The organism is Parazoarcus communis SWub3 = DSM 12120 (genome assembly GCF_003226565.1).
In the GTDB taxonomy this organism is placed as follows: Bacteria; Pseudomonadota; Gammaproteobacteria; order Burkholderiales; family Rhodocyclaceae; genus Parazoarcus; species Parazoarcus communis.
This window is the reverse complement of record NZ_QKOE01000008.1, coordinates 57,701-84,064: the sequence shown is the minus strand read 5'-3', so window position 1 is coordinate 84,064 and position 26,364 is coordinate 57,701. Positions and strand designations below refer to the sequence as shown.

The window sequence follows — 26,364 nt, the reverse complement described above, 5'->3', positions numbered from 1 at the left end:
CCGGCCTTCACAATTTCACACGCCCCCCGACTCAAGACGGAATCAGCTCGACCCGTTCCCGGTTGGCAGGCACCGCCAGCCAGCGCATCAGCATCCGATAGCGATCCAGATCGAAGCGTCGCGGTCCGGCGCACAGCGCCGAGGCCTCGTCGGGCATGTCGGTCGTCCCCAGGTAACACCCCTGATCAAACACATGGCAAGCCAGCAGACCGCTTGCCGCTTGGTGCTCGACCACCCTCACCGCGCCAGGCCAGGGCCATGGCTTGAGACGAACCGACTCCAGCGCCCCCAGCAAGCGGGTATCGTGAGCCTCGGGCTTTTCCTTGCCGGCACACACGCCTGCACACTGCTTCTGTCGATGCGCCGCACAGGCCCCCTTGCCAACGGGCTCGATGCCGAGCCGCTGCGGACACAGCTGATAGGCCATGGCCAGTTCGCGCAGGAGGTTGTCGGCCTCCTTGCGGCTGCCGAAGGCACCATACAACCCGACCCATTCGCCCGGATCGGTCGCACCGATACGCACCCGCTCCAGCACCGGCGGACGACGACGAGCCGGATCGACCCGCAGCGCGAAGGCCTCATCGCCCGGACGCTGCAAGCGCTGCGACAAGGGCTGGCGGTCGCGCAGCATGTCGATCTCCAGCAACAGGGATGACAGCTCACCTGCGGTCTCGATCCAGTCGACCCGACGCACCTGACGCGCCAGTTCGCCATCCTTGCCATTGCGCCCAGCGGCAGACAGATGCTCGATGACCCGGGTACGCAGGCTGGCAGCACGGCCGATGTGGATCGGCACATCCGGCCGACCGCCCTCGGGAGGCTGCTCCGAGGCAAAGAACAGATACAGGCCAGGGGTGTCGGGCATGCCTTCGATGGCGCCCTCCGGCAAACCGGGGGGCCTGGCCGGCGCCTTCATCGCGCGCTCCACTGCCTGACGCAACACATCGGGCTCGACATCACCCTCGACCAGACGGATGAATTGCAGCAGCGCATCGGTATCGCCCATTGCCCGATGACGTGCCTCGCAGACCAGACCATGACGCTCGATCAAGGCATCCAGACCATGCCGATGGTGCTGCGGAAACAGCGCGCGCGACAGCTTGATCGTGCACATCACCGGCAGATCCAGCCGGCGGTCGAGCGCGCCCAGCGCATTCTTCAGGAAACCATAGTCAAAGCGCGCGTTATGGGCGACAAACACGGTATCGGCGAGCAGCGCCTGAACCTTGTCCGCCACCTCGGCAAAGCTTGGCGCCCCCGCCACCATCTCGTCGGTAATCCCGATGAACTGCTGCAGATTGGGCGGAATCGGCCGTCCCGGATTGACCAGGGTTTCCCAGCGCTCCACCACCTCGCCGTGCTCGATCCGGATGATGGCGATCTCGGTGATCCCGTCGCGCTGAAGATGCGCACCGGTGGTTTCGAGATCGACGACGGCAAGTCGGGGGGGAAAGCTCATGCGGCAGGACGACGGATCAGGGATGAACGGGCATCAGGTCGCACGGCTGCAGCACGCGCACCGCCGTCATCACACCGAAGCAGGCTTGCGCCCGACATATTCGCGGAACACCCCGAGCGTAACCATGCAACGCACGTCCTCGAAGCCCGCCTTGCGCATGGCCTCCAGCACCCGCTCGGGCTCGACCGCAGCCTGGATGGTATCCCAGTAGTATTCCCACAGCATCGACACATCCGGATTGCAGCGCATCACGCGCGACAGCACCGGCACCACACCACGGATGTAGCCGCGCATCAGCAAACGGCCAAAGCCGCTACGCGGCCGGGTGATCTCCATGATGCAGGTCCGCCCGCCCGGCCTCAGCACCCTCAGGTACTCGGAGAAAGCCTGCTCCAGAGAGCCCACATGGCGCAAGGCATAACCCATGGAAACAAAATCGACATGGTTGGCTGGCAGCGGAATCGACTCGGCGTAGGCCTCGAGCGTCTCGACCTTGAGCTTCTTGCGCAACTGCTCGAGCATGCCCGGCGAGGGGTCCAGCGCCGTCAGTGTGCCCTTATGGCCAATGATGCGCTGCGCTTCGCGCGCCACCAGACCCGTACCTGCTGCGACATCCAGCACCCGCATGCCCGCGCTCAGACCGCAACGCTGCAGCGCCCGGCGCCGGTACCACGGCCCGGTACCCAGGGCGGTGATGTTCTCGGCGCGATCGTAGCCGGAGGCCGCACTGTCGAACAGGCGGCGGGTCGTGACACGACGTTCTTCCTCGTTCGCGAAGTAACGACGCAGTTGCGGATCGGTCTGTAGCGGGCTGGCGCTTTGTGCGGGCTTGGTCATCTACACGAAGATCAGTGGTTGATATCGTAGTAGTAGGGCTTGACCGGCACCTTCGACGCTTGTGCGCGGGCCTGGCTGTCGAGGTCCTGCGGCTTGTCCCACCACAGGGCACGACCCTTCTTCTGTTCTTCGATCTGCTCGGGATGCTTTTCCATCCACTCGCGCATGAACTTGGTGTGCTCGGATTCGTAAATCGCCATGATCATCCACTCCCCTTTTGTACGGGCGGGATTCTATCAGGTCGACACGCCTGTGGCGGCGGGGGCGCAAAGACGCGTGGTCCGGCATCCATCATGACCGGACTTCTCCGCGCGGAATCCGCATCCGTCGGGAAAGCCCCGCCAGCGCAGCTCAGGCGCGACCGTCCGCCTTGACCCGGCCGATGCGGACCACTTCGGGCACGCGACGCACACCGCGCATGACCTTGGCGAGATGCATGCGATCGTGCACCTGCAGGGTCAGGTTGAGTGCGGTATAGGCCCCCTGCTCGCTGTCCATGTGCACGCTCTGGATGTTGCAGTCTTCCTCGGCGATCGCACTGGCCACACGCGCCAGCACACCCCGTGCGTTCTTGGTCAGCACCCGGATGGTGACGTCGAACAGGCGCTCCTCGCCCGGTTCCCATTCGACATCCACCCAGCGCCCACGGTCGCCACGCAACTTGGCCACCACCGGGCAATCGTGCAGGTGCACTTCCAGCCCTTGCCCCTTGCGGATGGTCCCGATGATGGGGTCGCCCGGAATCGGCTGGCAGCAGCGCGCCAGCTGTACCGCAATGCCCTCGCTGCCACGGATCTGGATCGCGCCGGCGGGCTTGGGCTTGATGACGTTGGGCCGGCCGGATTCCTGGTCCTGAGCCTGCGACAGGCGGCGCGCAACGATGACCGGCAGGCGCTTGCCCAGACCGATATCGGCAAAGATGTCCTTCTTGTGGCGCACCCCGCGATCACGCAGGAAACGCTCCCAGGCAAAGTTGGAGATCTGCCCCAGCGTCAACCCGTGCGGTCGCAGCGCCTGGTTGAGCAGGCGCTCGCCCAGCGCGACGGATTCCTCCTGCTGGGCGTTCTTCATGAAATGGCGGATCTGCGCGCGCGCCTTGCCGGTTCGCACATAGGACAGCCAGGCCGGATTGGGGTTGGCGTGCGCCGCGGTGATGATCTCGACCTGATCGCCATTGCGCAGCTCCGAGCGCAGCGGCATCAGGTCGCCATTGATGCGACAGGCCACACAACGGTTGCCGACATCGGTGTGCACCGCATAGGCGAAATCCACCGGGGTCGAGCCGCGCGGCAGGTTGAAGATCTTGCCCTTGGGCGAGAACACATAGACCTCGCCCGGGAACAGGTCGATCTTGACGTGCTCGAGGAACTCGGTAGCTTCGCCCGAAGCCGATTGTAGCTCGAGCAGCGACTGCAGCCAGGAATGCGTCTTCTGCTGCAGCTCGGTCAGCGTCTTCTCGTCTTCCTTGTACAACCAGTGCGAGGCCACACCGGACTCGGCGATATGGTGCATCTCGCGGGTGCGGATCTGCACCTCGACCGGCGTGCCAAACGGGCCGATCAGCGTGGTGTGCAGGCTCTGGTAGCCGTTGGCGCGCGGAATCGCGAGGTAGTCCTTGAACTTGCCCGGCACCGGCTTGTACATCGAATGCAAGGCGCCCAGCGCCAGATAGCAGGCCGGAACATCGTGGACGATGACACGAAAACCGTAGATATCCAGCACCTGCGAGAACGACAGGTGCTTTTCCAGCATCTTGCGGTAGATGCTGTACAGATGCTTCTCGCGCCCCTGCACCTCGGCGCTGATACCCCACTGCGGCAGGCGCTCCTCGATGCTGGCCAGCACCTTGCCCACCACCTCGCGGCGGTTGCCGCGCGCCGCACGGATCGCCTTGGACAGGACCCGGAAACGCATCGGGTACTTGTGCTCGAAGGACAGCTCCTGCAACTCACGGTAAATATTGTTGAGCCCCAGCCGGTTGGCGATGGGGGCATAGATTTCCAGCGTTTCGTTGGCAATGCGGCGGCGTTTGGCTGGCCGCATCGAATCCAGCGTACGCATGTTGTGCAGGCGGTCGGCCAGCTTGATCAGGATGACCCGCAGGTCGCTGGCCATCGCCAGCAGCATCTTGCGGAAATTCTCGGCCTGCGCCTCTTCCTGCGAGCGGAACTCGATCTTGTCGAGCTTGGACAAGCCGTCGACCAGCTCGGCCGAAGTCTTGCCGAATCGCTCGGCGATCTCCGCCTTGGAGATGTGGGTGTCCTCCATCACATCATGGAGGAGCGCAGCGATCAGCGCCTGGGCGTCGAGATGCCAGTCGGCGACGATGGACGCCACCGCCACCGGATGCGAAATGTAGGGGTCGCCGCTGATGCGGAACTGACCTTCGTGTGCATCGGCTGAAAAATGGTAAGCCGCTTCGACACGGCCGACATCTTCAGGCTTAAGATAGCCCGAGAGCTTGGTCTTGAGCTGTTCAAAGTCGAGCGACAGCACGCTCGACGGGGGCGGGCGAAACGGCTGGGGCGGGGCGGTCGCAATGTCTGGTTCCATGGTGCGTGCCCACCCCGGTTGCCTGGTCAGGCCTGACCGCGGTTGAGCATTTCCAGCCCGACCTTGCCAGCAGCCACTTCGCGCAGTGCGACCACGGTGGGCTTGTCCTTGTCGTGCGGATCCAGCTCGATCTGCGGCGTGCCGCCAACCGTCAGCTGACGGGCGCGATAAGTGGCCACCAGCGTGAGCTGGAAGCGGTTCGGGATGCGTTTCAGGCAGTCTTCAACGGTGATACGGGCCATGGCTCAATCCTGTTCGAGAAAATCAAAATACTGCGGATGTCGCTGGTGCTGGTTGGCATAACGCAGGCGCGACGCGCGCACCACACCGACCAGATCTTCGAGCGCGACATGCAACTCGTTGTTAATTATAACGTAGTCGAACTCTGCTACGTGCCGCATCTCGCCGCGGGCGCCGAGCAGTCGCCGGCTGATGACATCGTCACTATCGGTACCCCGCCCACGCAACCGGCTTTCGAGCTCTTCGAGTGACGGCGGCAGGATGAACACCCCGACCGCATCCGGAAACACCTTGCGCACCTGCTGCGCGCCCTGCCAGTCGATCTCCAGCAGGATATCGGTGCCGGCACCGATCTGCTCCTTCAGCCAGACCCTGGAGGTGGCGTAATAGTTTCCATGCACCTCGGCCCACTCGAGGAACTCGCCGCGATCGCGCAAGGCACGGAAAGTCGGCACATCAACAAAATGGTACTCGCGCCCATCCAGCTCACCCGGCCGCGGCGGGCGCGTGGTGAACGAGATCGACAGCTTGACCTGCGGGTCGCGCTCCAGCAGGCCACGCACCAGCGTAGTCTTGCCGGCACCCGAGGGCGCGGTGACGATGAAGAGGGTACCAGGCATGTCGGACTCAATCGGAAAATGCAGAACAGGCTCCGATTGTAACGTCTTATCGATCACACCATCGCCCGACGTCCTTCCACCACTCAAGCCTCGGCGTCAGGTGCCTGTGTTCAAGGCCTTCAATACGGCCCGACAATGATCGTCAACATCACCGCCCAGACGCTCGCAAGACAATAACGGCGTGGCACAAACGGCTGCCAGGCTCCTCCAGGCTTCATCCTCCGGTCCCGCGCAGTAAAGATCGATACCCCGCATCCAGACCTCTGCCGTCAGCGCATCTGCGATAAACAGGTCGCGGGTTGACGCCAGTACCGCCGCCACCGGCACCCGACCCGCCACACCATCCGGGAGCGATGTCTCACCCAGCCAGACGAAGGCCGTCCGGGTATCACCAGCGGTCACCCGCGACGCCAATTCGACAAAGCGCTCCCAGGCAGGCCCCGCTCCAGCGCCACCCACGACGCGTGCCGAGTCCGGCAGGCCGAGGGCCTCCCGAACGCTCTGGCGCGCGGCCGAACGTGACACGGGCAGCCCGGCCGAGTGCCTGCCGACCTCAACAACAGGGCTCGACACCTCCGCCTCATGAGGTGGCTCAGCCTCAACACCTGCACCAACTGCAGTGGAAACGGGTGCAGCCAGCAGGCGCTCAATCCTGCGCAAAGGCCGGGTCACGCGCCACGACGCCGAATTGAGCATCGCATCACGCTCGGCCTCCAGCGCAGCAATCCGCTCCTCCCGGTTGCGCACCACAAGCGCATGGGCATGGACGTCTGCCTGCAGGCGGGCCGCGTCACCCAACGCCCCCCCCAATCGGTCATGCAGCCGCGCCACCTCGTCCTGCAACCACAATCGTTCGGCCAGCGTCTGAATCGCCATTTCGACAGATACCCTACCCCCCTGACCCCTCCAATCTGCCGGCAGCAGGTCATCGTAGTCGGCGACCATTTCAAATGCAGTACGCACTGGCAGCGCCCGAACAAGCTCGGCAACCCGATCCAACACGGTTCGATCCGCGGCGAACTGCTGCAGCCTGCCAACGACCGCAGCTGGCGTAGGCGCCACCAGGAAACCATCCACTCCGTCACGTATACGCTCGGCAAATGCCCCCTGGTTGGTCGCCACCACCGGCACACCCAATACTCGCATCTCACTCAGGGTGTAGCTGTAGCTTTCCGGCAGTATCGACAGCAGCAAGGCACAGTCCGGCTCGAGGTCTGCCACATACGCAGGCAGCGCGTCGATCTCATAGTCCGGAATCACCCTCACGCCGGGCAGCCCCTCGAAGGCACGGCCAAAATCACCACAGCCCAACAGAATCAGATCGGCAAAGGCGTGCAGATTCGGATAAACCGCTTCGAGCACCCCCAAGCCCTTGTGCGGCAGCAGCCGTCCGGGCACCAACACCCGCAATCGCGTCGAGGCAGTCACTGGGCGCGGCCTGGACCGCACCGCACCGGCAATCGCCCCACCCAAACCGTGCGGCACGAGCTGCCACGGCTTCGACAGCAGTGGCGGCAACAGTTGCGCATACCGAGCATGTACGTCACGGCTGGGCGCGACGATGGTCAACCCCCCATCACTTATCCGCGCCTCAAACGCCCGTCGCACCTGCATCCAGGACTCGCCGTCGGTGACATGCCAGAAGATGTTGTGCGGGTTGGCCGTCAGACAACGCGAAAGCTCCGTGATACCGCACTGCGTGCAGGGCTGCTCAAACCACGCGAACAGAGCCGGACAAAAGGGATACATGTCATGCATCACCCAGGTCGTTGGCAATCCCGTCTCCAGCGCATCCAGTGAATGACCGATCAGAGACGAAACGTAGACCGCCCGTACCTCGAAGCTGCGGCACACCCAATCCAGCACCTCACGGTACTCTGCATGCCCGACTGCCGTACCCAGCACGGGCGTCTGCAGATCCCAGACACGTAGCGGCGTCTGCCCCAATTGCGGATCCACCAGCTCCAGCTGGAACGCGGTCTCGTTACGCGAAGTCCGCCCCCTGAGCACAAGATTGCGCGCGGCAAGATCGGCGTCGCAGAAATCCCGCACCCAGCGCTCGATTCCACCACCCCACTTATGGGTGATATGAAGTTTTACCGGCAAGGCCTCGCGCAATCGTCGCCCCTGCAAGCGTCTGACTTCGAGCGCCTGCGCGTTTTCAGCCACCACCGCGGCAAACTCGCATCCACCAAGGGCGGCACGGGCCAGACTGACCTGTGCGCGCAAGGGCGCAACCGGATCATGCAGGATAAAGCGACGCACAACCTCATCGTAATCGGGATGCGCCGCGCTCAGCGCCTCACCGGCCGCCTGCATCAACTGCGTTCGCCCGCTACCGAAACTGACCCCACCTCGATGATGGACAAACACGTCCGCGCACAGCACGTTTCGCCATCCGGCAGCAACGGCACGCCGCGAGAAATCGTTCTCCTCGCCATACCCCCGTCCAAAGCGGGCCTCATCGAACAGCCCAACCGCGTTCAGGCAGCGCCGGCGGATATACATGCAGAAGCCCACGGCACTCGGCAGATCGAGCGCACGCCCCGAATGGACTCGAGCAAACACGGCATCCAGACCCGCAAGCCCCAACGCCCCGGGCACCTCACCCTGCCAACCCTCGAACGGATAAGAACAGATCGTCGCATTGTTGGAGAAGGGCGTAGCCGTACCAATATCCGGCGCGGCATCGACGCAGGCTCGCAATCGGTCCAGCCAGTCTCCCGCCACCTCGGTATCACTGTTCAGCAGCACCACATCACGATCGGAGTGCAGCGTCATACCCCGATTCACCGAGGCAACAAAGCCCCTGTTCATCTCATTGCGCAGCAGGGTGATCCGCCCAGCGGCCGCCTCGGCATCAAGCCAGGCAGACAAGGCGGGATCGGGCGAACAATCGTCCACCACCACGATCTCGAACGCACAGCGCACGGATGACGCGTGAAGCGACGCCAGACAACGCCGGGTATCCTCATCTCCGCCATAAACGGGCACAATGACATCGATGACCCCTTCGGATGCCACTGCGATCATCGGCGACCCTCGCTCCGACTCGTCCACCTGCATCATCAGGACGCCCCCTTTTTTCCACCATCCAGCGCGCCATCGCCATTCACCGCTGCGCGCTCGCGCAACACCGTCTTCAGCAACAGAAAGCCAATGGGGGCCATCGCCACATTGGTGACAAATCCCGCCCAGCCGGCACTCATGTCGAGCGCCAGCAACAGGGCAAGCAAGCCTTGTCCAATCGAGAACCGCAAACCGTAAGCCAATGGAAAACTCACCCAGTGCCGCCGTCTCGCCTTCACCCGGAACACAAATCCGCGATGAATCAGGTAACCAATGACCGTACCGAATACGAAAGACACTGCCCATGCCGGGTGGGGCTCGATTCCACCAGACAAAGCCAGCAGATAGACCGCATGTGCCGCAAGCGTGATCGCCGTGCCGGCAATCAGATAGCGGACCACCTCGGCAAACCGTGCCGACCTGAACAGCTTGCGCAGATCACGCACTACGATCGTCCCCGAACGGGCGTCCCTGCGACCGCGAAAACGCGTAACGCGGGTGCCGCTTCAGACCGAAGCGGTGCAACGCCCCTTCCACCGACACCCTGAGCACACCCAAGCCATAGATGATGGAACGGCGCAGGTTGATCGAACTGGCCTCGGGAAAGTAGCGGGTCGGACAGGATATCTCGCCCACCCGGCAGCCACCAACGATGATCTGCGCCAGAAATTCGTTGTCGAAGACAAAGTCGTCCGAATTCCACTGCATTGGCACATTTTCCAGCACTTCACGACGGTACGCCCGATAACCGGTGTGATACTCCGACAACTTCGCCCCCAACATCAGATTCTCGAAGAAGGTCAGCGCCCGATTGGCAACGTACTTCCACACCGGCATGCCGCCGCGTAAAGACCCTCCACCCAGAATACGAGAACCTAGCACAACATCATAAACATCGGATACAATCATTCCCGCCATTGCAGACACCAACCGCGGCTCGTACTGGTAGTCCGGGTGCACCATCACCACCACATCGGCCCCCGCTGCAAGTGCAGCCGAGTAACAGGTCTTCTGGTTACCGCCATAACCCAGATTATGCGGATGAACAATTGTGTGGATACCCAACCGGCGAGCCAGCTCCGCCGTTCCGTCGGTGCTGGCATCGTCAACCAGAATGACCTCGTCAACAATGTCGAGGGGCAGTGCGCGATAAGTACGCTCGAGCGTTTCAACCGCATGGTAAGCGGGTAGTACAACGACGATCTTCTTGTTATGCAGCATAGGAATCCGAACACATCCCCAAAGGGATCAATACTTCATGTCAAAGGCAACGAGGAAAGCATCCTCATACGCCGGTACGCCATGGATTTCGCGAAACCGCGCGATACAGGGCTCTATGTCGGGCACGTTCATGCCCGAAGTGTTGCGCTTGAAAACCACGTAATCCAGGCTGGCCGCCCTCATCGCTGCGACCGAGGCCAGACTGACCGCATTACGCAGTTCGAACCCCGACCCTTCCGGCACCTCGCCCCAATACGGCGGCGGGTCGCATAACCCCATTCGCTGCCCGTTGAGAACAATCTGCCGATGGATCGGTTGCCATCGCACATCCAGTTGGGAATAACTTTCCAGGCCATGTCCCGCCACTGCAATGCGCTTGCTCTGCGGCTCAAACTCACCCAACCTGCGCCAGAACGGTGACTCCGGAAAGGCCTCGAACAAGCGTCGGACAGGATTATATTCAGGCCGGTAGTCGAACTGATACCAATAGTTCAGGGTAAAGTTGTTCGGGCGCATCAACAAATCCCGCGTTGGCGCATTCACGAAAAGCACCGCTGCCAGCACGCCAAGCACCGCAAGCCTTGCGCCTGGCCAACCCAACGCGCCCCCAAGCCGCAGCCCCCCCAGTGCCACCCAGAGCAGCAGGAAAGGCAGCACCGGCAACAGATAGCGGCCAAAAGTCAGCGGATTGTGCACCCACGCCGGCCGACTGGCATAGATTCCAACCATCGCACACGTCAAGCCAAGGCCAAACAACACCATGACATCGGGACGCCTGCGCCAGCACTCCACTGCCCCCACGCACGCGGGTACAAGCAGCGCCAGCGCAAGCCCGTTCGAACTCACTCCAAACCAGATCGACCATACGCCAAGGTAAGTCTCCAGCGTCGGAAGATCTGCGCCCATACGGGACGCCAAAGCCCCACGGCTCAACAACATCGGCAACACTGCAGCCAAGCCCACGCCAACCGCCACCGCCGCCGCCATCGCCAACAAGGGCACAGACAGGCACCAGCGCCGCTGCCGCCAGGCCTGCCAGCAATTCTCCACGACCAACGCAGCAATCGGCACCACCACAAAGGGCGCAACCGCCATGTGCAACCAGCAGGCGAAAAATGCCCCCAACCCAGCCAGCCACAGCAACCCCCCTCGGGGCGCCCGTCGCCACTCAGCCAGCGCAAGAACGGTGACGCAAGCCAGCAGAACGGTCAATGCATAGGGCCGCGCGGTACGGCTGAATGCAATCAACAGCGGCGAGATCGCCAGCAACGTGGTGCAGTAAAGCGCCGCCCAGGCACCAAACACACGCCATACCCACCAAGCGGCCCCCGCCACCAGCAAAATACCGCCAGCCAACATTGGCAGTCGCATGCCCAGTTCATCGATACCGACATGCCCGGCAAGCCACTTGTAAGCCAAGGTCTGAGGAATGGAAAAATCCGCCCCCCCGACCGAACGCGCAATCTCAAGATACGTTGCGCCCGACAGAATCTTATGCACCGCATGCCATTCATCATCGGTCAGCCACTGCAACTCGATCTGCTGCAGGCGCAGGTACGCTCCCAAGCCAACCGCACCCAGCGTCAGCACCAGCAACATGCGCGAAGCGCAATCCCTCATCATCTGTCTTGCGCCTGTTTCCATTGGTCGTGATGCCGATCCCTCTCAATCCGGTAACGGTTCAACCAAGCCACTGCCTGCTCCGCGCCCGGCGCCCCTGCAGGCGACCATTCGTCCATCGCCGTATCGTCTCCAGCCAACCGGATCGTACCTTCGCCCTGCGGGCAGAACACATCGACCAAGTCACGATTGTCGCCCCTGCCGTGATACAAGCAACGCGGCCGGGTCAGTGCAGGGCGCGTCAGATCTCGCCGCCCCTTGTCGGTACAGACCGACTCTGCAGTCATCCAGTCGAACGTGTCGATCACATCTGCCTGATGAAACGGCGTCGCCACCTCACCCCGCTCACGAATGGCCTCGCCCACCCAGATCGCCGGAATCCGGCTGAGCGTGGCGCGACCGAAGACCTCACGCTCCTCGGCGCGCACGGGGATCATGGCGCGATGATCGCTCACGATGAGCAACTGCCCCTGTTCCAGAAATCCCCGCTCGACCAGCGCAGCATGAAAGGCGGCCGCAGCCTGATCCATGTACCTGAACACGGCCTCTTCGTCATGCGCCTTCGTGTAAGGATGAATGAACGGATGATGGGACGACACCGACTCGATCACCACCAATCTAGGGCCAGTCGACGGACCCTGGCTCAGATAGTCGAGCACTCGGGCGTAAAGCACCTCATCTGGCACCGCATCGAAATGCATGCGCGGATGCCCCTCATAGGACGGATGATCATGCCCTTCCACATGAGCAAAGCCGATATCCTTCAACCACCGTCCCTTCTCGGTAAAGGCGAGGTTGCCGGAAGTAAAGAACGCCGTATCGTAGCCACGCTCGCCCAACAACTTCGGCAAGGTACGTGACTGGCCCCATGTGGTCTCGAAAGGCATGCTCGAGAAGAACGGCTTCACCGGCGACAGCAACTCCATCCCGGTCAACAACCCCATCAAGCCATCGTTGGTGGTAAAGCCTGAAGCATGCATCCGCGTGAAATAGCTGCCTTCACGACCAATCCGGTCCAGACTGGGTGTCCAGTCATGAATACCGCCAAACAGGGCACTCTGATAAGGCGACCAGGACTCCAGAATCAGGATGACGACATCGGGCCGCACATTCTCACCGGGCGCACACTCGATCGCAGCAGGCGTATCCACTTCGGGCCCTGGCGCGTTTCGATAAGGCCGCGACACCCCGGTATTGAAATTGACTGACACCACATTGCGCAAAGCCCAGTCATGCACATACTGCCCCGGGTCCATGCCAAAGCCCGCCGTTGCAAGCCCCAGGGGCACGACCAAGGCCATAGCACCGCGCCTCCCGCCGCGCCCGGCAGGCAGCACCAGAAAACCGGCCACGAGCACTCCCAGCGCCAGCAATACTGGCCAATGCAACAGCCCGGTGTTGATCAGATGGGACTGCAACACCGCTGGCTGGGCCGCAAAAACCATGACATCCGCGGCATGCAGCCGGGTGAAGAGTTGCTGCGATACCGCAATATCCAGTCCGTACACCAGCAGCCCAAGCAGCGCCAGCAAGCGGCACGCCCCCCCCAGCCAGCGCGCGCGCACCCAGACCCCCAGTATCAGGCAGGCCAGCACGCCGCTCACATAGGGCAAATCGTGGATCAGCACGCTTCCGGTCAGGCAACCCTGACAACCGAAAGCGGCGCCAAACGCCGCATCAACATGGCGGACGCGCAGGAACACCAAAACACCCAGTGCGAGCAGAAACAGGCCGACCACCGCACTCGCAGCCAACGTCCTGACTCGATACCCCACCCCACGCGGGCCGCCAGCCCTCATCTCGATCTCCAATCGCCTCGCCCGCAAGAACCGGGTGGCGGATTATATAAGTGCGGCCCGCTTACGGAAACGCAACACTGCGTTGTCGTCCCACGCCCAGGTCTGATTCACCGACCACAATTGCTTGAGCACCTCATCCATCGCATCGGCGCGCATACGCTCGGCCTCCAGCAAGCTGAACGGCGCAATCCCCAGCCGTCGCAGCACGCGCGCCCACAGACCCGGCGCCCTGGCTACCGGCCGGGGAGGCATCTTCATCGCAAATGGCACCACTTCGCGGCCCGACTCGAGCTGGCTATCGAATTCGAGCGCCAGCCCATGAATCTCGGCCAGCGTAGACACCAGCTCCGGGTGATAAAACCTGACATGCTCCGGATCACGCCAGAACCCGAGCAACTGACTGCGAATGGATTCGGGATCAGGAAAGACGAACACCGCCACCCCCCCCGGAACCAAGGCAGCAGATACCGCCCTGATCAGCCGCTCAGCCGCCTCGATTGGCAGATGCTCAATGAAATGAGAACAGTAGACACCATCGCAGGATGCCGGATTGGCCTCCAGGTACTCAATCGCATCCGCCTGTACGACCTGATGCCCCATGCACTGGGCAAACCGCGCACTGACATCGTTGCGCTCCACCCCCGTCGCCGTAATACCGTTGCGCGAGAGCACCTCTAGAAAGACGCCCGTACCGCAGCCCACATCGAGCACCTTTCGACACCCGGAAAAATGGCTCGCGAACCCGAGCTGCATCGCATACAGCAATGCATGGTCCCGACGCCCCAAGGCATAGGCTTCATAGCCGAACGCAGGCCTGTCGCGATCACCGACGCCCCCATCCGACCAGGCTTCAGCCCATTGCCCACCGAACCGCGCACGCATCGCCTCCGGAGCAAGCAAGGCCCCGCCCTCGACCATGCCATGCACGCGCGACAACACACCAGCCGCCCACCGCGCACTGACCGGATCCAGCCCTTCAAGCGCATCCTCAGCGGGCATGCGCAAATGGACCTCAAGGCCAAGCGCCGCAGAGATCCGGGCCAACTCCAGCGCAATCCCCGAGAATTGCAAGAAAACGACTTTCTCTGGCCGGAGCCGGAGCAAAGACCCGACAAAGCACCGGATCAGCTCGAAAGGCCCAAAGGTATCTCTGGGCCGTCGCCAGCTCGCGTCGAGTTCGAAGCGCGCATCCACTTCGTGCGCCATCGGCACGCCGGACCAGTGCACCGTAAAACGAGGAGCACCGTCATTGCACCCTTCCCCCCCTCCCTCATCAACCCTGATCTCACCCATCATCCGTTCCAATCCTCAAGACCCGCCTCAAGGGCGATCGAAAATTCGAAAAGTCCGCCAGATGCCACTAAAATGTCCGACCCGACCCATAGTGAGCTCCGCCGATGTCCTCTTCGCTGTATCCCATTGCAAGGCAGCTACTCAACGAAGGCCGGACAGCGCAAGCCACGGAGATCCTGCACGCCGCGCTGAAGCTCAACCCTGCAGATATAGACAGCCACAACCTGATCGAAGGACACGGACTTTCAAACAACTTCGGCACTGCCTTCGGCATCTGCGCTCAAATTCATCCAAACGACGAGATCTTTCGCTTCTTCGCCAACCACCCCAGCTCGCGCAACCCAATCCGTGACTATCTTGCCGATGGCTGGAGAACACTCGCCGAGCTCATGCGACTGAGCGAGCATATCGGTCTGCGGCTGTCAGCGTGCAACGCCTTCCTTGAGTTCGCCTCCGGTTACGGCCGCTTCACCCGACACCTTGTCAAGGCTCTGCCAGCAGGCCACCTGCATGTCTCCGACGTCATGCCGGGCAGCGTCGACTTTCTGCGCGATCAACTCCACGTCAACGGCTTCTACTCATCGACTGACCCCAAGCAAGTGCGTTTCGAGCGCAGGTTCGAGGTCATCTTTGTACTCTCGCTATTCAGCCATCTGCCCGACTCCGCCTGGCTTCCCTGGTTGCAACGCCTGTTCGATGCACTCGAACCGGGCGGCCACCTGATCATCAGCACGCACGGAACGCGATCCGCCCAACTCGCTGGCGTCACGCTCTCCGAACACGGCTATGCCTTCTTTGCCGAGAGCGAATCCTCCACCCTGGATGGGCAGGTCTATGGTTGCACCTATACCGCCGACCCCTATGTGCGCAGGCAGGTCAACGCACTGCACCCCCAAGCCCGCGTCACGCACTTCCCGGCGCACTTCTGGGACAACCAGGACGCCTACGTCATCTCCCGTACCTGATCAGACCCGGGGTCGATTCGGTCAGCGCACCCCAAGCGCGGCCAGCATACGTTTTACCAGCCTCGACCAACGCTGAAGAAGGGGGGCCTGACGTCCGCGTGCATGCAATACCCTGGCGGGGTTTCCCGCCACCACCATCCGTGCCGGCACATCTCGCGTCACGACGCTGCCCGCCCCCACCACAGCCCCTTCACCGATCGTGACGCCAGGCATCACGATCGCACCTGCGCCGATCCAGGCCCCTGCCCCCACCCGGATCGGCATACCGATGATGGGATTCCGGCTGACCTCGAGATGACCTTCGTGTATCTCGTGCCCCGCCGACAATAACTTGGCATGCGGGCCAATCAGCACATCGTCGCCGATCTGCAGACCACCTTCACCCGAGACATAAGCCCCGACATTGATCACGACACGATTTCCAATCGTCAATCGGGTATCTGCATCACCGAGCAACAACCTGACATGATCGAACAGCATCACATCTTCGCCAATGAAAATGCCGGCCCCGGGGTGCACGTTGCCCGTGCGGAATACCGATACCCCCGGCCCCGCCCGGAATCCAGCCCCCAACGAATCCACGCCTTCAAGGGTATTGCGGTGGCACGGCCACCCTGTAAGCTCGTGCGGATTACGCATGTTCGAATCAGGCTCCATCACTCAAGCTCACGCATGCCACTGATGGGGTAACCTGCAAACCCCCATCTCACGGCTATCACCCTTGACCACGAGCGGGCAAACCACCTCATCGAACAACCGGTAACCCTCTGCATCCAGTGCATGCGCCCGAACGATGTAGTGACCCGGCAACAGCAACAAACCGGGCAAAGACAGATTGAACACAAACTCATGCGTCGAAATGGCGCTCAATACATGTCCATCCATGTCTGAAGCCAGCCCGTAGATCGGTGTTCCGTCGGCTTTCAGAAAACCCAATGCCACCACTGGCGGGCGTCCATCCGGTGCGAATACGACACCGCTGATCGTCAGCGTCTCTCCCATCCCGATCTCTGTGCCCTCGGCACCGCAGCCATTCAGACTCAATTTGCGGACGGCATGTTGTCCCGCCGCCTGGGCGTTCGACGGCTGCGCACCTGGCCTGGCCGCAGCCAGCCGCCGTTCATGCCACGCAAGGTAGTCGCGGGTCACCACCGACGCATCGCCATAAGCCTCGATCTGACCGTCGTGTATCCATACCGCCTTACGACACAGTTTCTCGATATGGAACATGCTGTGCGAACACAACAGCAAGGTGCCGCCGCCTCGCAAATACGCCTCCATCCAGCTAACGCACTTACGCTGGAACGACTCGTCCCCCACTGCCAGCACTTCGTCAGTAATCAGGATGTCGGGGCGCACACAGGTTGCCACCGCGAACCCCAACCGCACCACCATACCGGAAGAATAGTGCTTGATCGGCTGATCGATGTGCTCGCCGATATCAGCGAAAGCCAGAATGTCATCGAGACGCGCCCGTATCTCCGCGTCACTCAGCCCCATCAACGAAGCGGCCAGAAACACATTCTGACGTCCGGTGTATTCCGGATGAAAACCCGCCCCCAACTCCAGCAATGCCGACACCCGTCCGTTGATCTCGATCTCGCCTGCACTCGGACGCACGACCCCGGCAATCGTCTTCAGCAAGGTGGACTTGCCCGCACCGTTAACCCCAATCAAGCCCAGCGATTCGCCGCGATGCACCTCGAGGTTGATGCCACTCAAGGCCTGGAATACTGCAGGCAAGGGACGCCCAAGCAACAAGGTCACGATGGTACGCAGACGACCGAGCGGCGAATCGGCCAAGGGATAGGCCTTGCCCACCCCACGCAAACGGATCAGCGGAATCGCACTGCTCACAGGAAATCCTCGAAATACGCCGACAGACGCACAAACAAGGCTCTTGCAGCCAGCACCAGCAACACGGACAAGCCAAGCAAGGGCAGCAGCGACACGACGGCCCCCTCACCCCGCAGCAAGGCGGCGCGCAGCGGTTCGATCACATGCAACAGGGGATTGATTTCCATCCACGGCCGCACCACTTCGGGCACCAGGGCCAAGGGATAAAGGATGGGCGTGGCATAGAACAACAACATGAAAGCCGGCCCCATCAGATGATCCACATCCTTCAGGATCACCTGCAGTGAAGACGTGACCAGCGCCAGCGCCAGCGCCAGCATGAACATCGACAACCAGGCCAGCAACACCGTGGGTAGCGCGACAAAATGGAAAGGCTCGCCCCAGGCCGACAGCGCCATCAGCACACCACAAAAACCGGTGAAATGAATGGCAAAGCTGGAGCTGACGCCGGCCAGCACCAGAAATTCGTAGGGAAAGCGGATCTTGCGCACCAGGTCGGCATTGGATGCAATCGCCTGTGTCGCCCGCTGCACCGACTCCTGCAACGCCATCCAGGGCCACAGCGCACACGCGACAAAGGCCACAAAGCTGTTCGCCCCCAGATCGGGCAGTTCGACACGAAACACACGCCGGAACACAAAAGCATAGATCGCCAGCAACATCACCGGCTGGCCGATTGCCCACAAACCACCGACCAGGGTGCCGGTGTAGCGCATCTTGATGTCGCGCTTGATGAAACCGAACAGCAGCGAACGCCGCGCCCACAGGACCGACAGAAAAGTCATGCGCTCAATAAACGGAAAAAAGGCCGGCGCGTATGATACGCCCGGCCAGGGATATGACACTAGCGCAAGACAATACGCCACTACGATACCGATACATAGTGGCAATCAACATCGCGACTCAGTCTTTCCCCGCCACGGCCCGACCAAGCGCCTCTTCGTCATAGGCAATCGCCCCCGGCGCGCGGATGGGGTTCAGGATACGCGTCCGCTCGGCAACCTTCAGCTTGGTCTCGATCGACGACACCAGCGCATCACGCGCCTCGTCATAAGACAGTTTTTCAGCAGGCTTGCGCTCTTCCAGTCGAATGATATGGATACCAAACTGGGACGTCACCAGGCCCGACAGATCGCCCGGCGCCTTCAGCGCAAACGCGGCCTCCTCAAACGGCGGCACCATCCTGCCCCGCTCGAAGAAGCCCAGGTCGCCTCCCTCCTTGGCGGAACCCGGATCTTCCGACTCTGCCTTGGCCAGCGCCTCGAAAGACTCACCGGCCTTCAAGCGTTCAAGAATGGCTTCGGCACGCTCTTGCGCTTTTTCGGGTGCGCACTTGCAGGCGCCAATCAGAATGTGGCGAGCACGTACCTGCTCACCCTTTTTGTACTTTTCAGGAAACGCGCGAAACTCATCCTTCGCCTGACGTTCCACCAGTTTGGAGTCCACCGCCTTCGTCGCAGCCCGCTCCATATACGCCTCGTACAAGGCGCGCTCCGCAGCCAGTCGTACGCGGGCAGCGACCACCGGGTCCGCCTCCAGTCCAGACTCGCGAGCCTGCTCGGCAATGATCCGGCGCGCCAGCAGATCTGCCGCGAGGTTCTGTGCCGATGTCGCCGAACGTTTCACCGCCTCCTGCAACTCGGGCGCCAGTACGGCCATTTCGGCCTGAATTTCAACCGCAGACAAACTTGCCTTGGGATGGGTCGCCACCGTCTCCGCTGCAGCCATCGGAGCCTGACACAACACCGCCATCACACCCGTCACCAGCAACCTGCGAACGATCACCATCAAACCTCCAGCATCAAAACATAAACACTAAACACAAAAAAACAAAGGCGGGCAAGCCCGCCTTTGTTCATGTTCGGCCAACAATCAGCCGAATACCCGCATTACTTCAGCGGCAGGGTCATGCCGTAGTTGGTACCGGCAGCACCCGCGCTGGCGTTGAACAGGTTGATCGCCGAGAAGCCGATCACCGGCAGTGCGCCACCGTTAGTACCTTGCGAGGTGGTGGAGAGGGTGGTCCAACCGTCGGAGTAGCCACCGGTCGCGGTGTAGTCGTTCGCGGTGATCGACGCGTTCAGCGCGCCAGTCGGCAGGCCGGAGTTGTTGATCGACACAACCGACACTTCACCCTTCAGCGAGATCGGGGTGATGGCGGACGGCGGGGTCGGCGAAATCACGATGCCGCTCGAGCTGGTGAAGGTGTTCTCTTCACGGTCGAAGAAGCGCGGGTTCGCCACGGCGATACGGTTGGTTGCACCATCCAGCGGCTGATACACGGTACCGACGTCACCATTCACATCGTAGTTGTGGTTGGTGCCGGTCGAATCCGGAATCGTCAGATGGAAGGTCTGACCAGCGGCCTTCTGGGTGTACTCGTAGAAGTAACGACGGACCGGCTGGCTGATCACGACGTCGGTCGAGGCCAGCAGCGAATCGTTGGTCACATACTCGGTGGTCACCGAAGCCTTGGCCAGCAGCGTAGCAATGGCGTCACGCTGATCAACAGCCAGCACATCAACAGCGTTGGTCGGGGTCGACAGATCCGGCATGTCGAACTGGTACATCGGCAGCTCAGCACCGCCGTTTGCAGCGATCGGAGCAAAGATGTTGTCGGCGGTCAGTGCAACGTTGAACGCCAGAGCGTTGTTCGACTGCTCGAAGTACTGCTTGAGCGGCGCACTTTCAACCAGCGCGGTAGCCGGGAACGTGAAGGCCTTGGAGGTCGGCACGTTGATGATGGTCGCGAAGGTGGTCAGCGAAGCGGTCGGCGCAACCATCCAGGCATTCTGCGGAGCACCAGCAGGCACCAGAACGTTGTCCTGGGTCAGGCCTTCCAGCAGGGTCTGAGCAGTAGCATCGGTACGGCAGGCGGGCTTGCCACCAGCAACGTGCTTGATTGCGTTGTACAGATCCTTGGTAACAGCCCAGTTGGCGGTCAGGTTGCCAGCGCCAGTACCGGTAGCCGGAATATCGGCCATGGTGATGACTTCAACGTAGCCTTCCAGCGTGCCGGTGTTCTGGGCAGCGGCCTGCAGACGAATGGGCACGAAAGCCTGGTTCACGCTGGCGGGCAGGGTGCAAGAACTGTCGGAGGTGCTCATCTTGGCCAGGTTGCCGTCCTTGGTGACAGCACCGGTCCACATGTCGCCCGGCGACAGGAAGATCTGGAAGTCGAACACGTCATCCGACCACTCGGCGCCGCGGAAGCGAACCTTGACCGCCTTGCCGCGAGTGGTGTCAGTGTTGGTGATGGAGATCAGCGTGTCGTTGCCTTCCTGAACGCTGTAGTAGGGCAGAACGTTGATCTGACCAACACCACCTGCATTGACAGTAACAGCAGCGCTCGCCACACCGGACAGCGCACCCAGAGCAACCGCAACACCAGTAGCGAGAAGCTTTTTCTTCATTGAAGACTCCTTAGATTTATCTAAACCAAATTAGCGCAACGTGCTCAGGAAATTACGCTAGTGGCGACACTAGCATACACCCCATGCGAAAACAACCAACGGCGCGCCACCCCCGCAAGTCGTTGTACTTACGCAACAGACCTGACTGCAGTCTGCTGCACCTGACTCTCGAGATCAGAAACGCTGAAAAATGTACCAGCGCCCATCTTCTTCGACCCAGCGTTCACTGAATTCAGTTGTCAACTCGCCGAAACCCCGCCGCCCTGCAGGCTCGTATGTCATACGCAGCACTACTTCGCAACTGGACTCCTGACAGCTGACCGACTTGGCTTCAGCCGCTTTGCGGATTACCGGACCCGCGATACGTCCCTTGTAGGATTCAAGGTTCACTGCGGCTCGGTAAGCAGACGTGGCGTAACTATAAGCGCTTTCCCAGTCCCCGGCAATAACCGCCTGCCAGCGCGCGACTGCCCGCTTGGCCACGATTTCCTCTGGGGTGGCACCTGCCCCCCCCAGGCTGGTGCATCCCGACATCATGACCAGGCCGCCTGCCAGCAACAGGGAGGCCACCCATCGACTTGTCGCACTCACGCAACACCCTTTTTGCATAATTCCTCCTTTACAGACAAATGCGTTTGGATTCATGCACTTGAATTATTCAAAAAATGGTCTATAAGAATCAATCTGTCTCACCTGGAACGCCACTGGCATGACGGCAAGCATGCGGATAAGGGCAGCCAGCCAGATGGGGCGCGTGCCGATCAGGAACAACCGGCAAGATTGCTCGCCCCGTGAAATTTGTCACGAAAGCCCACACCATCAGCTTGAATGACGTCATTCCTTTACGGGAATGGCGGTGGTTGCGCCGTCCGTCATCGGCCGCCCCGGCAGTAGCCGCGACATTTCCTCGCCCGCCAGACCCTCCGCGCTGCGCAGCAGGCGTAGCCGCTCACGCATCTCTGCGCTGACATCGTCCACATCGACTTCGCTGCGTACGACGCGCGGCGTGATAAGCACCAGCAGTTCGGTCCGGACGGTATCGACGGTTGTCGCGCCAAACAGGTTGCCAACGACCGGAATGTCGTGCAGCAGCGGAATGCCCTGGCGGCCGCGGGTCTTGTTGTCGCGGATCAGCCCCCCCAGCACAATGGTCTGGCCAGAACGCACGGCAACACGGCTATTGATCTGGCGTTGATTGAAGCTGCGTTGCCCTGTGGCGGTGTCGCGGTCGCCCACGTCGGTGATCGCCTGGTTGACGGTCATCGACACCATGTCGCCTGCATTGACCGATGGCGTCACCGTCAGCAATACACCGGTGTCCTTGTACTGAATGGAGCTGGTGCGCAACCCACCATCTTCCGACACCGAACTGGCGGTCTGTATGGGCTGCTGATCACCGACCTGGATGGTTGCCGTGTGATTGTCCAGCACCATCACATTGGGATTGGACAGCACGTTCAGCAAGGACTTGTCTGCCAGCGCGGACAATACCGCCCGTACCGTGCCGGCCGGATTCACCACCGAGTACGAAAAACCGGCACCCAACTCACTGATGGCGCCGGACTCCCCCTCGACCAGTTGCCCCAAGCCTTTCCAGCCACCTCTCAGATTGTCCTGAAAATGCCATTGCAAGCCGTACTTGAGCGCATCGGTCAAGGTGACCTCGATGATGCTGGCTTCGATCAACACCTGGGTCGGCGAAACATCCAGGCGCCGCAACGCCGATTCGATGCGCCGATACTCCGACCGGCTGGCGTGAATCAGCAAGGCATTGTTGTGATCGTCCGCCACGACCTTGACCCCGCGATCGAGGCTGACCTGGGTCACGGTCGCGCCCTGTCCGGTTGTGCCCGCCGCGGCTGTATTGCCCGAAGCATTCAGGCTGCCCATGCTGCCGGACATCGAACTTCCCGTCCCAAGACTGGATTGCGTGGTCGATGACAAGCTGGGTGTAACCCCGGTACGGGTGGCCGCAGCGATGCCGGAGGATGAAGTCTGCCCACTGCCGTACAGGCCGTTCAGCAGGTTGGCCAGATGTTGTGCCGAACCATTTTGTACCGGATACACATACAGCTGGCCGTCAACATCGCTGTCCGCGGGACGATCGAAGCGTTCAATCCAGATGCGAGCCTGCTCCAGATAGTGAGCACGCGGCGTGATGACGAGTAGCGCGTTGAGGCGCTCGATAGGCACAACCCGGATCAGGCCAAGAAAGGGGCTCGCCGCCTCGTCCCCCCCTTGCGCCGCGGACTGCGCCGGTGCGCCGGACGCGCTGCGGGTGGTTTCACCCTGGCGTTGGGCGGATGAAGATGACGCCGAAGAGGGCAGCGTGGTGACCGAAGCGGAGCCCAGCACACTCTTGAGTGCGGCGTCGACATCCTTCACCGAACTGTTGGCCAGCGGAAACAGGCCAATCGACATGCCTTTAAGGAAATCGACATCAAAGGTGTTGATGATTTCCAGCCAGCCATCGAGTTGCTGACGGGTACCGGACAGCATCAACAGGTTGCGTACGGTATCGACCCGCAACAGGGATTCGGGACTGGCAACCGGGCGCAGGATATCCGCCATCTCGGTCGCACCGATGAACTGCAGCGGCACGATCACACTGCCCCCGCCTGCTGCCAGGGCTTCGGTACGCCGGGGAACCGGTACGGACCCCTTCAGTGCCTCGCTGCGACCGATCTGGTAACGCCCCGTCAGATCGGTCACCATCGAAATGCCATTGGCCTTGAGCGCCGACTCCAGCAGCGGCAACACCTGGTCACGCGGCACCGGCGCCTGGGTATGCAGGGTCAACTCGCCCGTCAAAGGCGTCACCAGCGAATAATCCAGCTTGAGCAGATCACCGAATACCGCGTGCACCACTTCAGTCATGGGCGCCTGCTCGAAGCGCAGCGAAACCGCCTCACCGCGGACGGCCAGCGCACCGCGGGACGACGGCGTACCGATCATGATGTCGGAGCCCTTGACCAGGGTTGGCACAACGGGCTCGACCGGCTGCTCTGCCTGGGCCCGTGCCCTGGGAGGGGCGCCAACCGGGTTGCGCTCAGCCGTCTGCCTGAGCGTTTCCGCTGATGTGGACAGCACGGGTCCGCCGGCGGGAACGCTGGCGCAACCTGCCAACATGAGGATCAGCGATACGCTGGAAAGGATCTTGAGTTTCATGAATAACCTGTCAATTTGCCTGCGAGCGCAACAAGGCCTCACGCCGGGCACGCCGCGCAGCGACGAGCTCCTCGGGTGACAGCGCACCCGCCGCAGGACGGACAACCGGCGCGGGCGGTGGAGGTGGCGCAGTCGTTGTGCCAGCTGCGGCTTGCGGATCTGCAGATTGCGGCTGGAGCGGAGGCGGGACCGCCTGAGCCTGCCCCGCAGTCCCCTGAGTCAGATGTTCGAGCTTGAGCTCCATGGTTTCGCCACCCGCGCCCGAAAAACGAGCGACTCGCCCATCGATCTGCTCGAGCGTCCAGCCATCGACCACCTGCCCTCTGGAGAGCCTTCTGACAACGCCATCCCGGGACAGAATGGCAACCCCGACGTCGCCGGCACCGAGCACCCCCTTCAATACCAGCCTGCCGCCCCCACTGGTGGACGCCGAATCGGTCGTCGCCTGAGCATCATCAGCCAGCGGACGGCGCCCGGGGATGAACAACGGACGTGCAGCGATTGCCTGAACAAGCGCCGCATCCGGAACAACAGCGTCCACCGTCTGCGCACGGAGCGCAGCAGCGTCAGGGACGACGGCACCGGGCAAATCGCGTGGCACAGCCAGCAGCGACCAGTACCCGGCAATGGCCGCCAAGGCGACCACAACCACACCCAGCAACAGCGTTTGAGGCTTGAGCGTCATGACGCCACCCTCAATGCGGTAAACCGAACCTGCACGTTCAGGCGGGCACCTTGCCCTACCCGGGTCCGCTGAGGCTGAAGAATCAGGGAATCAACATGAACGACTGGCGACTGCGCTGCCACCGCCGTCAACATCGCCGACAACTGCGCGTGAGTCGCCTCGAAACTGAAAGCCACCGGAATGTACTCGAGTCCGGCGTCGGTTCGCGGACCAATGATCTGACTGCCGGAAACCGACACCCCGGCAGCCTCGGCTGCAGCCCGGATGCGTTGCTGCAGGTCCGTGCCGATGCGATCGGCAGTGGCATTGCCCGGATAAGCCAGGCGGCCCAGCGCGGCGTCTGCATCCAGACGCGCCTGACGTACCGCCCCTGCAGCCTCGCGCATGCCTTCCAGCCTGGCAATGCGAGGCGTCAGTGTTTCGAAAGTGTCTTCCGCCCACAAGGCCTTGTTTGCCAGATAGGCCACCGCCACCCCAAGGACGGCTACGACCATCAGGACGACCACCCCCACACTGAGGGACGCCCGGTGCTGCGCAAGAGGGCTCATCGTGCGACCTCCGCGTCGGCAAGCTTGAACTCGATGGTGAACGATTCGCGTCCGGACACCGGATCGCGGCTGATTGCTGCGGGCGCCCGTACATCGCGGAATCCGCCCTGTGCGCCGAGCATCTCCATCAGCCCGGCCGCGTTGTCAGCCAGGCCGCCAATGATCACGGTTCGGCCGCGCACCTCCAGTCGGGTCAGATGGACGGTGTCGGGCAACAGATTCGAAAGCGCCCCCAGCACGCCCCGCGGATCAGGATGCGCCTGCACATACGCGGCGACCGACTGCAGGCGGAGGTTGGCCTTTGACAAGGCGTCGCGATCCGCCACGATCGGCGCAACCTCTCGGCTCAAGGTCTCGAAGCGGTCGTTCAAGGCCAGCACCTGGGCACGCAGATGCGCAACCGGTGAGGCCAGCAATGCCAGCAACAGACCAAGGCACACCAGCGCCAGTCCCAGCGTGCGCCAGCGCTGCCGGCGCTCGCGCTGCATGCGCGACTGTTCGCCAAACCCCTGGAATACCAGCGGCTGCTCACCGGACGCCCATACTTCAGGCATCAGGTGGGTATCGCTTGTGCCCTGCGAGGGCAAACGCTGCGAGAGATACTGCTCGACATGTGCCCTGGCGGCAAATGCCAGTTCGATACCAACCTGACGCCCATCATGCTCAACCCGATAGCCCCAGGCGAGCGAATCCACGGGAAAAGGGCTTTCAGCCCGCAAGGCCAGCTCAATGGCCTGCCGCTGCTCGGCGTCAGCCAGATTGGGCAGTCTCAAGGCGCGACGCAGCAGGATGTCCTCGGGCAGCACGACGGCCATTGCTGCAATGCGGGTCGCCCGGGCTGCAACCGGCCAGACGGCTTCGCCACCGTCAGGCAACAGCAGACGGACGGGCTCGGCCGGCAGGAGCCAGCGAAAGAAGCGCCATTGCATGGCTTCCTTCCAGCCCTGGCGCAGCGTGCCTGGCACCCCGCTCAGATCCAGGCCGAAAAGATTCAGGTTGTCGCGTGTAGACGCCATG

General features: G+C 62.0%; 23 protein-coding genes. 1 reads left to right on the top strand and 22 read right to left on the bottom strand.

From position 1 onward, the window contains the following. Positions 1-31 precede the first annotated feature (31 nt). The 12 genes from DNK49_RS12790 to DNK49_RS12735 form a co-directional block, all read right to left on the bottom strand. The gene (locus DNK49_RS12790) at positions 32-1,459 is read right to left on the bottom strand and encodes an exonuclease domain-containing protein (protein WP_110525117.1); all 1,428 of its coding nucleotides are present in this window, start codon (positions 1,457-1,459) and stop codon (positions 32-34) included. Between the two features lie 69 nt (positions 1,460-1,528). Further along, a complete protein-coding gene (locus tag DNK49_RS12785) occupies positions 1,529-2,296 on the bottom strand; it encodes a class I SAM-dependent methyltransferase (protein WP_110525115.1) in 768 nt (255 codons plus the stop codon). An 11-nt stretch (positions 2,297-2,307) separates the two neighbouring features. Beyond that, complete coding sequence (locus tag DNK49_RS12780; protein ID WP_110525271.1) at positions 2,308-2,496, bottom strand: DUF3460 family protein; 189 nt, start codon at positions 2,494-2,496, stop codon at positions 2,308-2,310. 151 nt (positions 2,497-2,647) lie between these two features. After that, positions 2,648-4,849, bottom strand: a complete 2,202-nt coding sequence (locus DNK49_RS12775) for a RelA/SpoT family protein (protein WP_110525113.1) — start codon at positions 4,847-4,849, stop codon at positions 2,648-2,650. Positions 4,850-4,875: 26 nt separating this feature from the next. Continuing rightward, positions 4,876-5,091: a DNA-directed RNA polymerase subunit omega gene (gene rpoZ / locus DNK49_RS12770; protein WP_110525111.1), complete on the bottom strand. Its 216-nt coding sequence runs from the start codon at positions 5,089-5,091 to the stop codon at positions 4,876-4,878. Between the two features lie 3 nt (positions 5,092-5,094). Then, entirely contained in the window at positions 5,095-5,709 is a 615-nt protein-coding gene (gmk, locus tag DNK49_RS12765; protein WP_110525109.1) for a guanylate kinase, read from the bottom strand. Positions 5,710-5,805: 96 nt separating this feature from the next. Then, entirely contained in the window at positions 5,806-8,778 is a 2,973-nt protein-coding gene (locus tag DNK49_RS12760; protein ID WP_110525107.1) for a glycosyltransferase, read from the bottom strand. Next, positions 8,778-9,224, bottom strand: a complete 447-nt coding sequence (locus DNK49_RS12755; RefSeq protein WP_165843323.1) for a GtrA family protein — start codon at positions 9,222-9,224, stop codon at positions 8,778-8,780. Before DNK49_RS12755 ends, DNK49_RS12760 begins: the two co-directional genes overlap by 1 nt. Further along, complete coding sequence (locus DNK49_RS12750) at positions 9,217-9,999, bottom strand: glycosyltransferase family 2 protein (protein WP_110525103.1); 783 nt, start codon at positions 9,997-9,999, stop codon at positions 9,217-9,219. Before DNK49_RS12750 ends, DNK49_RS12755 begins: the two co-directional genes overlap by 8 nt. Positions 10,000-10,026: 27 nt before the next feature. Then, positions 10,027-11,622 carry an ArnT family glycosyltransferase gene (locus DNK49_RS12745; protein ID WP_165843322.1) on the bottom strand — a complete coding sequence of 532 codons (1,596 nt, stop codon included), beginning with the start codon at positions 11,620-11,622 and terminating at the stop codon, positions 10,027-10,029. After that, on the bottom strand, positions 11,619-13,418 hold the full coding sequence (locus DNK49_RS12740; protein WP_110525099.1) for an LTA synthase family protein: 1,800 nt from the start codon (positions 13,416-13,418) through the stop codon (positions 11,619-11,621). Before DNK49_RS12740 ends, DNK49_RS12745 begins: the two co-directional genes overlap by 4 nt. A gap of 42 nt (positions 13,419-13,460) precedes the next feature. Beyond that, on the bottom strand, positions 13,461-14,489 hold the full coding sequence (locus tag DNK49_RS12735; protein ID WP_165843321.1) for a class I SAM-dependent methyltransferase: 1,029 nt from the start codon (positions 14,487-14,489) through the stop codon (positions 13,461-13,463). Positions 14,490-14,815: 326 nt separating this feature from the next. Between DNK49_RS12735 and DNK49_RS12730 the strand changes: the two genes are divergently transcribed. Next, positions 14,816-15,676, top strand: coding sequence for a class I SAM-dependent methyltransferase (locus tag DNK49_RS12730; protein WP_110525095.1), 861 nt, complete (start codon positions 14,816-14,818; stop codon positions 15,674-15,676). A 21-nt stretch (positions 15,677-15,697) separates the two neighbouring features. Here DNK49_RS12730 and DNK49_RS25000 read toward each other — a convergent pair whose 3' ends face one another. The 10 genes from DNK49_RS25000 to DNK49_RS12680 form a co-directional block, all read right to left on the bottom strand. Further along, complete coding sequence (locus tag DNK49_RS25000) at positions 15,698-16,315, bottom strand: acyltransferase (RefSeq protein ID WP_110525269.1); 618 nt, start codon at positions 16,313-16,315, stop codon at positions 15,698-15,700. 27 nt (positions 16,316-16,342) lie between these two features. Then, positions 16,343-17,533, bottom strand: coding sequence for an ABC transporter ATP-binding protein (locus DNK49_RS12720; RefSeq protein WP_110525093.1), 1,191 nt, complete (start codon positions 17,531-17,533; stop codon positions 16,343-16,345). Then, positions 17,530-18,318 (bottom strand): ABC transporter permease, encoded by a 789-nt coding sequence (locus DNK49_RS12715; RefSeq protein WP_110525091.1) that lies wholly within the window; start codon positions 18,316-18,318, stop codon positions 17,530-17,532. Before DNK49_RS12715 ends, DNK49_RS12720 begins: the two co-directional genes overlap by 4 nt. Before the next feature lie 118 nt (positions 18,319-18,436). Further along, the gene (locus DNK49_RS12710) at positions 18,437-19,321 is read right to left on the bottom strand and encodes a peptidylprolyl isomerase (protein ID WP_110525089.1); all 885 of its coding nucleotides are present in this window, start codon (positions 19,319-19,321) and stop codon (positions 18,437-18,439) included. 101 nt (positions 19,322-19,422) lie between these two features. Next, positions 19,423-20,946 (bottom strand): hypothetical protein, encoded by a 1,524-nt coding sequence (locus DNK49_RS12705; RefSeq protein ID WP_110525088.1) that lies wholly within the window; start codon positions 20,944-20,946, stop codon positions 19,423-19,425. Between the two features lie 174 nt (positions 20,947-21,120). Next, entirely contained in the window at positions 21,121-21,516 is a 396-nt protein-coding gene (locus DNK49_RS12700) for a hypothetical protein (protein WP_110525086.1), read from the bottom strand. Between the two features lie 264 nt (positions 21,517-21,780). Further along, positions 21,781-24,114, bottom strand: coding sequence for a type II secretion system secretin GspD (gene gspD / locus DNK49_RS12695; protein ID WP_110525084.1), 2,334 nt, complete (start codon positions 24,112-24,114; stop codon positions 21,781-21,783). Between the two features lie 10 nt (positions 24,115-24,124). Continuing rightward, positions 24,125-24,799, bottom strand: a complete 675-nt coding sequence (locus DNK49_RS12690; RefSeq protein WP_110525082.1) for a hypothetical protein — start codon at positions 24,797-24,799, stop codon at positions 24,125-24,127. Further along, entirely contained in the window at positions 24,796-25,347 is a 552-nt protein-coding gene (gene gspM / locus DNK49_RS12685) for a type II secretion system protein GspM (RefSeq protein WP_110525080.1), read from the bottom strand. The genes DNK49_RS12690 and gspM overlap by 4 nt, the downstream gene beginning before the upstream one ends. Beyond that, the gene (locus tag DNK49_RS12680; protein ID WP_110525078.1) at positions 25,344-26,363 is read right to left on the bottom strand and encodes a PilN domain-containing protein; all 1,020 of its coding nucleotides are present in this window, start codon (positions 26,361-26,363) and stop codon (positions 25,344-25,346) included. Before DNK49_RS12680 ends, gspM begins: the two co-directional genes overlap by 4 nt. Position 26,364: the final 1 nt, after the last annotated feature.

Excerpts from the sequence above, each read along its gene's own strand:
- DNK49_RS12790 (WP_110525117.1), bottom strand. The coding sequence starts at position 1,459 with ATGAGCTTTCCCCCCCGACTTGCCGTCGTCGATCTCGAAACCACCGGT.
- DNK49_RS12785 (WP_110525115.1), bottom strand. The coding sequence starts at position 2,296 with ATGACCAAGCCCGCACAAAGCGCCAGCCCGCTACAGACCGATCCGCAA.
- DNK49_RS12780 (WP_110525271.1), bottom strand. The coding sequence starts at position 2,496 with ATGGCGATTTACGAATCCGAGCACACCAAGTTCATGCGCGAGTGGATG.
- DNK49_RS12775 (WP_110525113.1), bottom strand. The coding sequence starts at position 4,849 with ATGGAACCAGACATTGCGACCGCCCCGCCCCAGCCGTTTCGCCCGCCC.
- rpoZ (WP_110525111.1), bottom strand. The coding sequence starts at position 5,091 with ATGGCCCGTATCACCGTTGAAGACTGCCTGAAACGCATCCCGAACCGC.
- gmk (WP_110525109.1), bottom strand. The coding sequence starts at position 5,709 with ATGCCTGGTACCCTCTTCATCGTCACCGCGCCCTCGGGTGCCGGCAAG.
- DNK49_RS12760 (WP_110525107.1), bottom strand. The coding sequence starts at position 8,778 with ATGATGCAGGTGGACGAGTCGGAGCGAGGGTCGCCGATGATCGCAGTG.
- DNK49_RS12750 (WP_110525103.1), bottom strand. The coding sequence starts at position 9,999 with ATGCTGCATAACAAGAAGATCGTCGTTGTACTACCCGCTTACCATGCG.
- DNK49_RS12745 (WP_165843322.1), bottom strand. The coding sequence starts at position 11,622 with ATGATGAGGGATTGCGCTTCGCGCATGTTGCTGGTGCTGACGCTGGGT.
- DNK49_RS12740 (WP_110525099.1), bottom strand. The coding sequence starts at position 13,418 with ATGAGGGCTGGCGGCCCGCGTGGGGTGGGGTATCGAGTCAGGACGTTG.
- DNK49_RS12730 (WP_110525095.1), top strand. The coding sequence starts at position 14,816 with ATGTCCTCTTCGCTGTATCCCATTGCAAGGCAGCTACTCAACGAAGGC.
- DNK49_RS25000 (WP_110525269.1), bottom strand. The coding sequence starts at position 16,315 with ATGCGTAATCCGCACGAGCTTACAGGGTGGCCGTGCCACCGCAATACC.
- DNK49_RS12715 (WP_110525091.1), bottom strand. The coding sequence starts at position 18,318 with ATGACTTTTCTGTCGGTCCTGTGGGCGCGGCGTTCGCTGCTGTTCGGT.
- DNK49_RS12710 (WP_110525089.1), bottom strand. The coding sequence starts at position 19,321 with ATGGTGATCGTTCGCAGGTTGCTGGTGACGGGTGTGATGGCGGTGTTG.
- DNK49_RS12705 (WP_110525088.1), bottom strand. The coding sequence starts at position 20,946 with ATGAAGAAAAAGCTTCTCGCTACTGGTGTTGCGGTTGCTCTGGGTGCG.
- gspD (WP_110525084.1), bottom strand. The coding sequence starts at position 24,114 with ATGAAACTCAAGATCCTTTCCAGCGTATCGCTGATCCTCATGTTGGCA.
- DNK49_RS12690 (WP_110525082.1), bottom strand. The coding sequence starts at position 24,799 with ATGACGCTCAAGCCTCAAACGCTGTTGCTGGGTGTGGTTGTGGTCGCC.
- gspM (WP_110525080.1), bottom strand. The coding sequence starts at position 25,347 with ATGAGCCCTCTTGCGCAGCACCGGGCGTCCCTCAGTGTGGGGGTGGTC.
- DNK49_RS12680 (WP_110525078.1), bottom strand. The coding sequence starts at position 26,363 with ATGGCGTCTACACGCGACAACCTGAATCTTTTCGGCCTGGATCTGAGC.